The 11479-nt window shown below is 44.0% G+C and carries 13 protein-coding genes; 2 read left to right on the top strand and 11 right to left on the bottom strand.

Features of this window, described 5'->3' with window-relative positions; translation table 11 throughout:
* Positions 1-363 precede the first annotated feature (363 nt).
* Complete coding sequence (rpmB, locus tag L0G63_RS03615) at positions 364-600, top strand: 50S ribosomal protein L28 (RefSeq protein ID WP_075100488.1); 237 nt, start codon at positions 364-366, stop codon at positions 598-600.
* Positions 601-638: 38 nt separating this feature from the next.
* Positions 639-794: a 50S ribosomal protein L33 gene (gene rpmG / locus L0G63_RS03610; RefSeq protein ID WP_075100487.1), complete on the top strand. Its 156-nt coding sequence runs from the start codon at positions 639-641 to the stop codon at positions 792-794.
* A gap of 177 nt (positions 795-971) precedes the next feature.
* Here rpmG and L0G63_RS03605 read toward each other — a convergent pair whose 3' ends face one another.
* From L0G63_RS03605 to ispH, 11 genes are all read right to left on the bottom strand, one after another.
* The gene (locus L0G63_RS03605; protein WP_301449401.1) at positions 972-1283 is read right to left on the bottom strand and encodes a hypothetical protein; all 312 of its coding nucleotides are present in this window, start codon (positions 1281-1283) and stop codon (positions 972-974) included.
* A gap of 232 nt (positions 1284-1515) precedes the next feature.
* Positions 1516-1827, bottom strand: a complete 312-nt coding sequence (locus tag L0G63_RS03600) for a hypothetical protein (RefSeq protein ID WP_100749968.1) — start codon at positions 1825-1827, stop codon at positions 1516-1518.
* Between the two features lie 172 nt (positions 1828-1999).
* Positions 2000-2329 (bottom strand): hypothetical protein, encoded by a 330-nt coding sequence (locus L0G63_RS03595; protein ID WP_301449403.1) that lies wholly within the window; start codon positions 2327-2329, stop codon positions 2000-2002.
* Positions 2330-2485: 156 nt separating this feature from the next.
* A complete protein-coding gene (gene rpe / locus L0G63_RS03590) occupies positions 2486-3175 on the bottom strand; it encodes a ribulose-phosphate 3-epimerase (RefSeq protein ID WP_301449400.1) in 690 nt (229 codons plus the stop codon).
* Positions 3176-3288: 113 nt separating this feature from the next.
* Positions 3289-3519, bottom strand: coding sequence for a TIGR03643 family protein (locus tag L0G63_RS13680; RefSeq protein WP_367618352.1), 231 nt, complete (start codon positions 3517-3519; stop codon positions 3289-3291).
* A gap of 277 nt (positions 3520-3796) precedes the next feature.
* Positions 3797-4687 (bottom strand): S-formylglutathione hydrolase, encoded by an 891-nt coding sequence (gene fghA / locus L0G63_RS03580; RefSeq protein ID WP_301449398.1) that lies wholly within the window; start codon positions 4685-4687, stop codon positions 3797-3799.
* A gap of 100 nt (positions 4688-4787) precedes the next feature.
* Complete coding sequence (locus L0G63_RS03575; protein ID WP_301449397.1) at positions 4788-6266, bottom strand: C13 family peptidase; 1479 nt, start codon at positions 6264-6266, stop codon at positions 4788-4790.
* A gap of 318 nt (positions 6267-6584) precedes the next feature.
* Positions 6585-8546 carry a molecular chaperone HtpG gene (htpG, locus tag L0G63_RS03570; RefSeq protein ID WP_301449396.1) on the bottom strand — a complete coding sequence of 654 codons (1962 nt, stop codon included), beginning with the start codon at positions 8544-8546 and terminating at the stop codon, positions 6585-6587.
* Between the two features lie 462 nt (positions 8547-9008).
* Positions 9009-9824, bottom strand: coding sequence for a thioesterase family protein (locus L0G63_RS03565; protein WP_301449395.1), 816 nt, complete (start codon positions 9822-9824; stop codon positions 9009-9011).
* Between the two features lie 63 nt (positions 9825-9887).
* Complete coding sequence (locus L0G63_RS03560) at positions 9888-10136, bottom strand: hypothetical protein (RefSeq protein ID WP_301449394.1); 249 nt, start codon at positions 10134-10136, stop codon at positions 9888-9890.
* Positions 10137-10189: 53 nt separating this feature from the next.
* Positions 10190-11146 carry a 4-hydroxy-3-methylbut-2-enyl diphosphate reductase gene (gene ispH / locus L0G63_RS03555; RefSeq protein WP_301449393.1) on the bottom strand — a complete coding sequence of 319 codons (957 nt, stop codon included), beginning with the start codon at positions 11144-11146 and terminating at the stop codon, positions 10190-10192.
* Positions 11147-11479: the final 333 nt, after the last annotated feature.

The raw sequence follows: 11479 nt of genomic DNA, 5'->3' as shown, positions 1-11479 counted from the left end.
TTAGTGAGGTGCTCTTCTTTTTTCAATCACTTTCGAAGTTGAGAGTGGGGTTAAAAATTAATCTTTACTATTAAACAATCAACGACATAGCACGCTCATTTCAGGTATAATATCTCTCCTTTAAACCAACAACTATCATAAAAATATTTGAGTATTCGTCTGTTTTATGGTATAAATGTCGGCTTTAAAATTTTCTGAATTGGTGGGTCTGTTATTTGCCTTTAGTAACAGTCATATCAGCTCAACCTTCATATAGTTTTGTTTGGTGCAAAGCTGCCGCTTGCTGTGTCCATGCCGCAAAAACGCGCAACTTGCCCAGACTGGTATGAGAATCCCTCATGCCTCATAGATTAGGAGTTCGCCATGTCTCGAGTTTGCCAAGTGACTGGAAAGCGCCCTATGGTGGGTAATAATGTTTCGCACGCAAACAACAAAACCCGTCGTCGCTTTCTACCAAACCTTCACAACCATCGTTTTTGGGTAGAGTCAGAAAACCGTTTTGTACGTCTACGTGTGTCTACCAAAGGTATGCGCATCATCGACAAAGTTGGTATTGATAAAGTGTTAGCAGATTTGCGCGCACAAGGTCAAAAAGTTTAAGCCACGCGCTTATCACCACCATCTAAAGGAAAGCTATCATGAGAGATAAAATCAAATTAGTATCGACTGCTGGTACTGGCTATTATTACACCACGACCAAAAACAAGCGCACGATGCCTGGCAAAATGGAGATCAAAAAATATGATCCTAAAGTCCGCCAGCACGTGATCTTTAAAGAAGCAAAAATCAAATAATACGGTAATGCTGATTATTTGAATACAAAAAAGGGCTTATCGATTGATAAGCCCTTTTTTTGTCTGTTTTATCTGCTACTTTTTTCTACTATCACTCGCATGGCGCTTTGGCCGTAGGTTTTTAGCTGACTATCTGTCTATAGTACATCGGCCAGCTTAGTGCAGTACACCAGCCAACTAGCTATAGTGCGCCGGCTCTTTGTCATAGACATGGGCGTGCCACTGGCTCATTTGTTTTTGCATGATCACCTGAATGGCAGCATGAATCATATGCTGACCTATCGCCTGCGTATCACTGCCGAGGATGTCTTTGAGTTTTTCAGAAAAATCAATGGTCATCAGCGGCGCTTCATCTTGCTCGGCATCACGCAACAACAATCTACCATCATCTGCTTCCACTAACTCTAAGGTGGTTTCTTTGGCAAACCCTGCAAACTGATCGCTACTTTCGTTGTCTACTTCTATATCATTATCGATATCATATGGCATTAATATGTTCCTTATTATCCCGTTTAGTACTGGTAGAGAAACTAGTGATTGCAAAGCCGTTATTTATTGAAAACAAACGCATTCGGCAAATCTATCATCTTACAGTAACGCGGGTAAATCTGTCTTACTCATACAATGGACGCTTTGGCCATGAAATTCAAGGGCTGTCACGTAAGTCTTCTATTTTAGAGTCCGCTTTTGTGTCAAGTATTTGCGCCAGCACATGCGCCGATCAGCGCCAGTAGCGCAGTTTTGCTAAGGTAAATAAGAAAGCGACAAACATACCCAGATAATACATGAGCTTGAGCTCAAGCGATGGGTCACGGTATTTAAACGGCAAGGCAACAGTCGCTGTCGCCGTAGGAAATATCAGCAGCATCAGTAGCCAGTTTTCGATGACATTGAGCCAACTTTGCAAGTCGGTGCCATGACGTAAGGATGACAGCCCAAGCAGCAGACAAGCCACTATCAGGATGATAAACAAACTGTTGGGTAAGTCTTTGGGAAAAATAAGATCGAAGATTTTATCAGAAGGTTTTGACATGCAAGCGTCCAGTCACGCCCAAACAGCGTGACGTATTTATGAATGAAAAGTAAGCAGTCACAAAAGGGTGAATTGCGCTCATACACACTAACCTGTCCTCATAACAGGGTATTTGATATGTACGATACGCAAAACCCCTTAGTTTGTGCAGTATAGCGAGGCACATAACAACTTAACTATAAGTCCCCATCAGCCACAGCATGGCCACGCACGCGGTCAGCCAGCCAAGCGTTAAGGCATTACGAGTTTCGATATGCATGCCTTTAACTTTGTTGAGCAGGCGCGAACCCAGCCAAAAAAACAGCGGAATACCCAGCACAAAGGCTGGAACGATGACCGCTGCATGGCGCAGCACTGTTGTAAAATCATCGCCGACCATCAATCTAAAACCATAACCTGCCAAGCTTAGTACCAGCGCAAATATAGCCATGCCAACCGTAATGCCTTTTGGCACCAAGCTACGTTGTGTCTCACTTTTCGGTGTCTGATCAGTATGTTTCATCGTCTCAGAAGGTTTCAATGAGTTGGTAGAATGTTTGTTGTCCATGATTCACCTTTACATGACTGGCCACTACGCACAATTGCAAATGATATGGCCTACTTCAATACTGTTTTTTGGTCGCCAACACCGTTTATCGATCATGTCACAATATGCAGATTAGCTATTATTGGCTAAAGCCAACTCTGCGCGCATCTCATCAATAGCCGCTTTATAGTCTTTTTGGTTGAATATCGCAGAACCCGCGACAAACATGTCAGCCCCTGCTTCAGCAATCGCACGAATGTTGCTGGCTTTGACACCGCCATCTACTTCTAATCTGATATCTCGACCACTGGTGATGATACGCTGACGTACCTGACGTATTTTGTCCAATGTGTTATCGATAAACGACTGACCACCAAAACCAGGGTTAACACTCATCAATAAAATTTGATCCACTTTATCCATCACACAATCTAGATGGTGTAATGATGTGGCAGGATTGAGTACCAAACCGCACTCTGCCCCACCATCTTTGATAAGCTGAAGAGAGCGATCAACGTGATGACTGGCTTCTGGATGAAAGGTGATGATACTCGCCCCCGCTTCCAAAAACTGCTCAATCATACTATCGACAGGTGATACCATCAAATGGACATCAATTGGCGCTTCCACACCATAGTCACGCAATGCCTTACAAATCATGCTACCAAACGTCAAATTAGGTACGTAATGGTTGTCCATTACATCAAAATGAATCACATCAGCACCCGACTCTAATACCCTCTCCACTTCTTCGCCCAACCGCGCAAAGTCAGCTGAGAGTATCGATGGGGCAATAAGATAAGGTTTAGCAGGACTGTTCATAATTGGGCTACCTAATTCATGTTTATATAAGATATGGATAGATTAAAAGAAAATTCTAATTGGCTCACATATGCTGCGAGCCTTTGACATATTGGTACTAAATACTTAGTTGTTTAGCGCTGCTTGTATTGGGTCTTACAATAAGCACGGCCAATTTCGAAAGAGCGCTTTGCTTCATGCTTGGTGGCACGGTTACTCACGCGCTTGCGCCATAAACGAAAAGACGATGGCTTTAACGTTTGGCGCATGAGTTTGATAACTCCAGTCTCATCGAGACCATAGCTATGCTCTATCGCACCGAATGGCGTTCTGTCTTCCCATGCCATCTCTATCACGCGAGATATTTGCGCTTCATCAAGTAAGGTTTCGCCCGCATCGTTGACGGTTTTTGCGATACACTCTTTTGCTTTCGCTTCGGATACGTGGTCACTATCGACATCATGTTGCTTTTTTGCCAAAGCAGCGTCCATATCGGCTTGCATCGTTACCTTTGTAGAGCGTGCATCTACTGATTTATCTTTCACATTGGAAGCTGTCAAATCTTGATAACTTGCCATAAAAATCACCTTTTGAGCAGGAATGAGATAGCGAAAAACATATCACGGCCACCTGTATGGCAGCTTAGCTCATCTGAGCCATGTGCCAATGATGCTCGATATGATCATTAATCACTGTCTGAATAAAATAATAGCTGTGGTCATGCCCTGCCTGATAACGCAATGTTAAGGGCTGTTTGGCTTTTACACAAGCGTCTTGTAGTTTAGCGGTTTGTAGTTGCCCTTCTGCTAAGAAATTATCAGCAGCGCCTTGGTCAACCAAAATACTGGCATACTGCTGTCCCACTTTTTCGATCATCTGCGCCGCATCGGCTTGTGCCCATAATGAGTGATCATCGCCAAAATACTCTGTATAGGCAGCTTGTCCCCAAGCAGACTCACTGGCGGCACACACTGGCGACAACGCCGACACACTGACAAACTTACTCGGATACTTAAATCCTAGTAATAAGGCCCCGTGCCCACCCATCGAGTGCCCTGTTATACCAATGCTATCGATAGGAAACTCTGAGCGTAACAAATCATATAGCTCCTCAACGATATAGCTTTGCATGTTGAAATTGTCTGACCAAGGCGCTTGAGTCGCATCAACATAATAGCTTGCGCCTTGACCAACAAAATAACGCTCATCGTTTGGTACCTCAACATCGTCACTGCTGCGAGGCGAGGTATCAGGTGCAATCAGTATCATACCAAGCTCACTGCATTTCTGTTGGAAATGCGCTTTGTGAGTGACATTATCAGCGTTACAGGTCAGACCCGATAGATACAGTATCGCAGGACAGCGTCGTCCGGCCAACGCTTCATCAGGCAGATAAACACTAAAAGTCATGGTGGTCTTGGTCGATGTCGACTCGTGACTATAATAATGCTGCTCACCGTTGAAGCAGCGATTCACACTTTTTTGGGTAAGCTGTTTATGGTTAGACAAACTATGACTATAAGAATGATGCATGAGTGATATCCTTTTTATCTAAAATAAATCAATAATGATCGTTAATAAATACCCATAATATGATAGTAGTATTTGCAATAGATTAAATCATATTTCGTATTTACTCAGCGGCTATATTGACGTCTACTGGCAAGTCGGTAGAGTCATCCGATAAGACATTGACGGTTGTTGAAGCCGCATTATTTGTAATACTCGCTACCGATGGGCGCGACTTATTAAATAGTACTTGCTCAAAAGCAGGTAGCGCGGTTTCCATCAAACTACCGATCGCCATCTGCGGCTCTGATGGCTCAAATCCCATTGCGCTTTCACGCTCCGTCACTCGTATGCTGGCATCCTCAAAAGCATCCTCAAAACTGGTGTTGCCTCGCAAGCTTTCGGCAAAAAATGCTTGACCAAAATACGTCATCTCAGCGGTATTGGTGCAGCCAAATGAGGGCTTGTCAGCAGCCGATGCCGTAATCACTACCGTGGTTGGAGAAGCCAGCTCATCGATAAATGAGCCTGAGTAACAAGCCGAGAGCACAATCACGCGCCAGCGAATACCAGAGGCATCTAGCGCCTCACGAAGCCATGCAGCATCGATATTATCCATCGCAATCGGTGGATTGGCCAACTGAATAATATCTTGGTTACCATGGGAGGACAATGTGAGAAACAATACGTCTTCATCAGCATTCATCTGCTGACCAATCTTCTTTAGTCCACGTAGGATGCTGGTTTTGGTTGCGATTGGCTCATCCATCCAGCTATAAGTATTATTAATTAGCGATAGCGAGTGCCCACTGGTACCAAAGCGCACGTCAAACAGCTCACGTACCTTATTGATCTCAGAACGGAAAACGTTTTGACCCGAGAACCCTGCCACTCCCATAAAGTACCAGTCGGTTTTGCCATCGATACTTGGGTCTATACTATTTAATGCTTGCTGCAATAACCGTGGCTGCTCATATAGTGCCGCCTCCTCCAATACAGGCTCTATCGGAATTTGCTTAAAGATAGGCTGATCAGCGACATTGCGTTGCCAAATAGTCAATAACGCCACCGCCCCAACCAATATGATGATTCGCTCCCACCATGGTAGACGCAGACGACGAGAAAAAATCCATAGTAAAGCGAGCGTCTGCCATAAAAACAGAACCAAAAACAATATCGGTAAAAACGAATAGCTCCAATCAGGCAACCAACCATAACTACCAAAAAATTGCACCAAGCTTTGTAGTAGCGCTGACAATGTATCAGCCACTAACCATAGGACGACTGGTACAAATACCAACGACTGATTGCTGGCCCGCCGTGCCAAAATAATACCGCTTAACAAAATGATCATCGGCCAGATCAAATAGCTGACCAGCCCCTGCTCATTGAATATGCTGCCACTCTCAGCAGCCAACCACGAAAACAGGACATTACTGCCAAGTGCTAATAGTGAAAATACAGCAAACTGTATAAAAGTGGGCTTTACCCAAGAAAACGCTCGCGTTGAGCCGACTAGCATCCACAAGGTTGCAATAATATTGGCAGCGAAGTTGAGCGAAAAACGCTGAAGCGATACGGTTTTTAACGACGTAAGTGACAAAGACTTAGACCTCTAGCCAGTCGAGAAAAATAAAATGACCCAATGATAATTGTCTGGATATAACCGCCACTTGATGCAATCGACGTACGATTTCCTCACAGCTCTAGACATCTATTTATATTGAATTCACGACGGAATGTTTATAGAAGATGATTAACCATGCCTAATAGTCTAGCTCGCTAATCTATCGCGATTGTAACGGATTGTCAGTCAAGACGATAAGTATGATTTGTAAAATTCATTCAAATACGACCATAAATCTAAATAAAAAAAGGAGACCTTACACACAAGGCTTCCTTTTATATCAATAATCAGACATTATCTCATCAATAGCTCATTAACGCGTTTTAGATAAGCGGCTGGATCGTCTAACTGACCGCCATCTGCTAACAATGCTTGATCAAAAATCACTTGTGCCAAGTCGTCAAATTGCTCACTGCTCTCAAGCTTTTTAATCAGCGGATGATCTGGATTGACCTCTAGTGTTGGCTTACTCGCTGGTACATCTTGACCCATTTGCTGGAGCATCTGAATCATTTGTGGCGATAACTCACCTTCACCAACAACCAAGCACGCAGGGCTATCAACCAAACGCGTCGAGACTTTGACATCTTTAGCACGATCACCCAGTGCAGTTTTGAGCTTATCAACGACAGGCTTTAGAGTTTCTTCAGCTTTTTCGGCTTCGGCTTTTTCGGCTTCATCCTGCAAGTCACCCAAATCTACCGCGCCTTTTGCGATGTTTTGTAGCGGTGTCTCATCGAATGAGGTCAAGAAATTCATTGCCCATTCATCGACACGGCTGGTCATCAAAATAACTTCGATGCCTTTTTTCTTGAATAGCTCGAGCTGCGGGCTGTTTTTTGCCGCGGCTAAGTTATCAGCCGTTAGATAATAGATCGCTTTTTGCCCTTCTTTCATACGAGCTTTGTAATCTTCAAAGCTGGTCTCAAGACCGTCTTGCGTGCTGGTTGCATAACGTAATAGCTTAGCAATACGTTCTTTATTGCCGGCATCTTCGCCCAGACCTTCTTTGATGACATCGCCAAACTCTGCATAGAACTGCGCAAATTTTTCTTGCTTATCGCTGTCTTCGCTATTGGCAAGGCTTGCCAGCAAAGTCAAGATACGGCGCGCGTTACCATCACGGATAGATTTTACATCACGTGACTCTTGTAGTAGCTCGCGGCTCACGTTCAGTGGTAAGTCGGCAGAATCGATCACCCCTTTCACAAAGCGTAAGTACATCGGTAATAGCTGCTCAGCATCATCCATAATAAAGACGCGCTTTACATAAAGCTTTAGACCGTGCTGCTGCTCGCGAGTGTATAGATCCATCGGGGCTTTTTTAGGGATATATAAAAGCTGGGTATACTGTACGCGGCCCTCGACACGGTTGTGCGTCCACGTAAGCGGCGCGTCCATGTCATAAGTGATGTTTTTATAAAAATCGACATACTCATCATCTTCGATTTCAGAGCTTGAGCGTGTCCATAGCGCACTGGCTTTATTAATGGTTTCCCACTCATCCGTCAGTACCATCTCACCGCCAGCAGGTGTGTCGTCGCTTTCGTCTTCTTTTACATCTTCTTGCCAGATCTCTTTACGCATCTGAATGGGCAGACTGATATGGTCAGAGTATTTATTAACCAAACGCTTTATCTTGCTGCGATCTAGATAGTTGTCTTCACCCTCGCTATACTCTTCTTTTAGGTGCAAAGTGATCGCGGTACCGCGCGTGTCTTTGGTAATTGGCTCAACCGTAAAGCTGCCTGTACCATCTGATACCCAGCGTACGCCTTTATCCGCAGGCTCGCCCGCTTTACGTGATTCAACACTGATGGTGTCTGCTACGATAAAGCCAGAGTAAAAACCAACACCGAATTGACCAATTAATTGTCCGTCTTGTTTTTGTGATTCAGACAATTTATCCAAAAAGGCTTTGGTACCTGATTTTGCAATCGTACCTAAGTTTTCGATGGCATCGGTCTCATTCATCCCAATACCGTTATCAGTAAAGGTAAGGGTTTTGGCGTCTTCATCGACAGCAATGCGGATCTTTAATTCGCCATCATCTTCATAAAGGCTATCATCATTGGTGGCTTCAAAGCGCAACTTATCGCAAGCATCCGACGCGTTAGAGACGAGCTCACGGACGAAAATATCAGCGTTAGAATATAGTGAATGCGTGACCAAATGCAGCAACTGCGCCACTTCCGCTTCAAACGTATGTTTTTTTAATTCTGGATTCAGACCTTCAGCTTGAGTTGCTTCACTCATAAAAACTCCTTTAAATTCTATGAAAGACCTATTATAAGATAACGATATACTCACTAAGGCCGCTCTCATAATGTTAGAGACCCCGCCGTATGTGATACCGTTAAACTGTCTATACTAATAGGGGCATCCAAAAAAAATTCAAGCTCAAAAGTCTTATTCCATAAAAAACACCGCGCTTGTTTACCAAGGCGGCGTTCTGGTATCAGTCATTTTTTAGCGCAAGAACAAAAGCTAACCACTATTCTGAATAAACCTCTATTAATAACTCCCAAATAGTCGTCAGTTTTTTGGAAAATTGAGTATATGCTTTCATAGTAACCTCTATGTCGATTGATATCGCCTTGTTGGCAATATCGTCTTATTAGTTACTATTAAAACCATTTCTCCAATATTTGTACAATTAATCGATTACAACATATGGTTTCGTTTTCCAAAATTACTAGATAGTTGATTCTTTCTCTTTTAACGTGGCATCGGACGAATGGTTAGGATTTGCTCGCTACGGCCAAAGGGTCCATATACGTCATGTAGTACCGCACTGGTCAATCCAATGCCATCATTGCCATATTGTTGTACGGCTTCAAGACCCAACCAGCGCCCTTTGGGTGCGCGGTGCATGTGGATTTGCAAATCGGTATTGGGAAACATCCATTCTAACTTAGATAAACCAAGGCCCAAGCGGGGTACCACGCCATTGGCCGTATCGACCATCCCTAATAAATGTACCAGATCATCCGTTGGTATGCCTTCTATCATCTCAACGTCATTGGTGATCCATACCATACCTCGACCAGGACGACGATCCTCTGTCGCTACCAAACGCACGCTTTCGATAAAACCGCCCGGCCAGCCTTTCATCTCGTCCCAAACAGGCAGATCATCAGGCTGATAAATGGCCTTTTGGTCCTCAAGCCCTGCAATCTCACTGGTATCTTGCGTAATGAGTCGCCATGCTCTTGCAATAATGGCATCACGGCCACGGCTACTCATAACCGCTTCAATCAGCTCAATCGTCTTGCCAGGACGAATACAGCGAGTACTAATGGTAAAGTCATCGAGCGGTATCAGGCCTAAAATATCAAGACCGACACGAGCAATACGGGTATTGGCTTGTGGCGCAAAGTTATTAATCTCAGCTGTCAGAAGACCTGTCGCTGGTGCCATATGCTGCTCATGCTCATTCCAAGCGCCTTGTGCATGCTTGGTTGGCTGGTAATGCGCCACACTGACGCCATCGTCTTGCTGTTCACGTTTGATAAATTTGTAATAAGCAGTCATAACTATTCTCTATTTCCTATATTTGGCACTTTCACCTGTATTTTTTATTTATGCTTGTATTTTCTATTTATGGGTAAGCTCTTGTTTTCTTAGTATGAGAATACCGCGAGCTTTTTGTATAAAGAACAGTAAGCAAATCATTATGATTGCGAGTACAGCGTAAAGAACGCTTTTTTCTGCCATAAACTTCATGATATTCATAAATAGTACAAAGACCACTGCCACCATGACAAGCATATTGAGTTTCAGTTGCTTATTCACTTCAGCGAGCGTGGCTTCTGCCAATACAAATCTGGCTTTTGGTTCTTTCATGCGAGCTTATCCATATAAATGATGATTCATACAAATACGAGGGCGTATCCTAATTACTTACCAACTTGGGTGACAGGAATCCGCAAGGCTTTCGGCAGACTAAATATGACGTTTTCCTCAATACCAGAGAGCTCGCTTGGCAAATCACCGCCCCAATCTTGTAGCTGCTGCAAGACTTCTTGGATTAGTACCTCAGGCGCCGATGCTCCAGCAGTCACGCCAATACTCTGCACGCCATCAAGCCAGCCTTGCTCCATCTCACTGGCGTTATCAATCAAATACGCGCGGCAATTCATACGCTCAGCAAGCTCACGCAGGCGATTAGAGTTTGATGAGTTTGGTGAGCCGACCACCAAAACCACTTCACAGCGACTGGCCAAGTCTTTGACTGCATCTTGGCGGTTTTGGGTGGCATAACAAATGTCATCTTTGCGAGGGCCCTGAATATTAGGGAATTTCTCACGTAATGCATCAATAACGCGCGCGGTATCATCCATTGATAGTGTTGTTTGGGTCACAAAAGCCAAACGCTCGGCATCTTGTACCGTCAATGCTGCAACATCACTTTCATCTTCAACCAGATGAATCTGTCCACCATGACGACGATTGAAGCGTCCCATTGTACCTTCGACTTCTGGATGACCTGCGTGCCCTATCAGCACCGCATCCATACCATCTTGGGCAAATTTTGCCACTTCGATATGTACTTTGGTGACCAAAGGACAAGTCGCATCAAACACTGTCAAATCACGGCGCTCAGCCTCATCTTCAACCGCTTTGGAGACGCCATGGGCAGAAAAGATAACAATGGATCCATCTGGCACTTCATGAAGCTCTTCAACAAATACTGCACCGCGATTTGCCAAATCTGACACCACAAATTTATTATGGACAACTTCGTGACGGACATAAATGGGTGGCTCGAAACGTGTCAATGCTTCGTTAACAATCGCTATCGCACGGTCCACGCCAGCACAAAATCCGCGGGGATTGGCAAGATAAATTTGCATAAGAACGCCTATCGTTGGATAATTTATATATAAAGCTTATGCCTAACAGCTTTGATGTAAAATGTGGGGCAAAATCGATGCTCTACTTTAGCATAATTTACTTTTATTGCCCTCAAAAATAGCAGCACACGCATCGCAATATGCTACATACACATATCAAGATATCAATACCGTATTGCAAAACTCGCTTCTACTCGCATAAAAGCAGTTTATAATGTGCACCTACTATGATTTCTATCGCCATACATGATGGCGTTTTTTGTTTTTTCCAGTCTGTGTCTCTGACTGATACGTCTTTTGGTTCGTTATTAGGACATACTTTACTCGCACATA

It is taken from the genome of Psychrobacter sp. (assembly GCF_030454045.1).
Taxonomy (GTDB): domain Bacteria; phylum Pseudomonadota; class Gammaproteobacteria; order Pseudomonadales; family Moraxellaceae; genus Psychrobacter.
Note: the sequence above shows the minus strand (reverse complement) of the source record. Positions and strands in the feature narration are given on the sequence as shown.

Coding starts and splice junctions, on each gene's coding strand:
- rpmB (WP_075100488.1), top strand. CDS start 364: ATGTCTCGAGTTTGCCAAGTGACTGGAAAGCGCCCTATGGTGGGTAAT.
- rpmG (WP_075100487.1), top strand. CDS start 639: ATGAGAGATAAAATCAAATTAGTATCGACTGCTGGTACTGGCTATTAT.
- L0G63_RS03605 (WP_301449401.1), bottom strand. CDS start 1,283: ATGCCATATGATATCGATAATGATATAGAAGTAGACAACGAAAGTAGC.
- L0G63_RS03600 (WP_100749968.1), bottom strand. CDS start 1,827: ATGTCAAAACCTTCTGATAAAATCTTCGATCTTATTTTTCCCAAAGAC.
- L0G63_RS03595 (WP_301449403.1), bottom strand. CDS start 2,329: ATGAAACATACTGATCAGACACCGAAAAGTGAGACACAACGTAGCTTG.
- rpe (WP_301449400.1), bottom strand. CDS start 3,175: ATGAACAGTCCTGCTAAACCTTATCTTATTGCCCCATCGATACTCTCA.
- fghA (WP_301449398.1), bottom strand. CDS start 4,687: ATGCATCATTCTTATAGTCATAGTTTGTCTAACCATAAACAGCTTACC.
- htpG (WP_301449396.1), bottom strand. CDS start 8,546: ATGAGTGAAGCAACTCAAGCTGAAGGTCTGAATCCAGAATTAAAAAAA.
- L0G63_RS03565 (WP_301449395.1), bottom strand. CDS start 9,824: ATGACTGCTTATTACAAATTTATCAAACGTGAACAGCAAGACGATGGC.
- L0G63_RS03560 (WP_301449394.1), bottom strand. CDS start 10,136: ATGAAAGAACCAAAAGCCAGATTTGTATTGGCAGAAGCCACGCTCGCT.
- ispH (WP_301449393.1), bottom strand. CDS start 11,146: ATGCAAATTTATCTTGCCAATCCCCGCGGATTTTGTGCTGGCGTGGAC.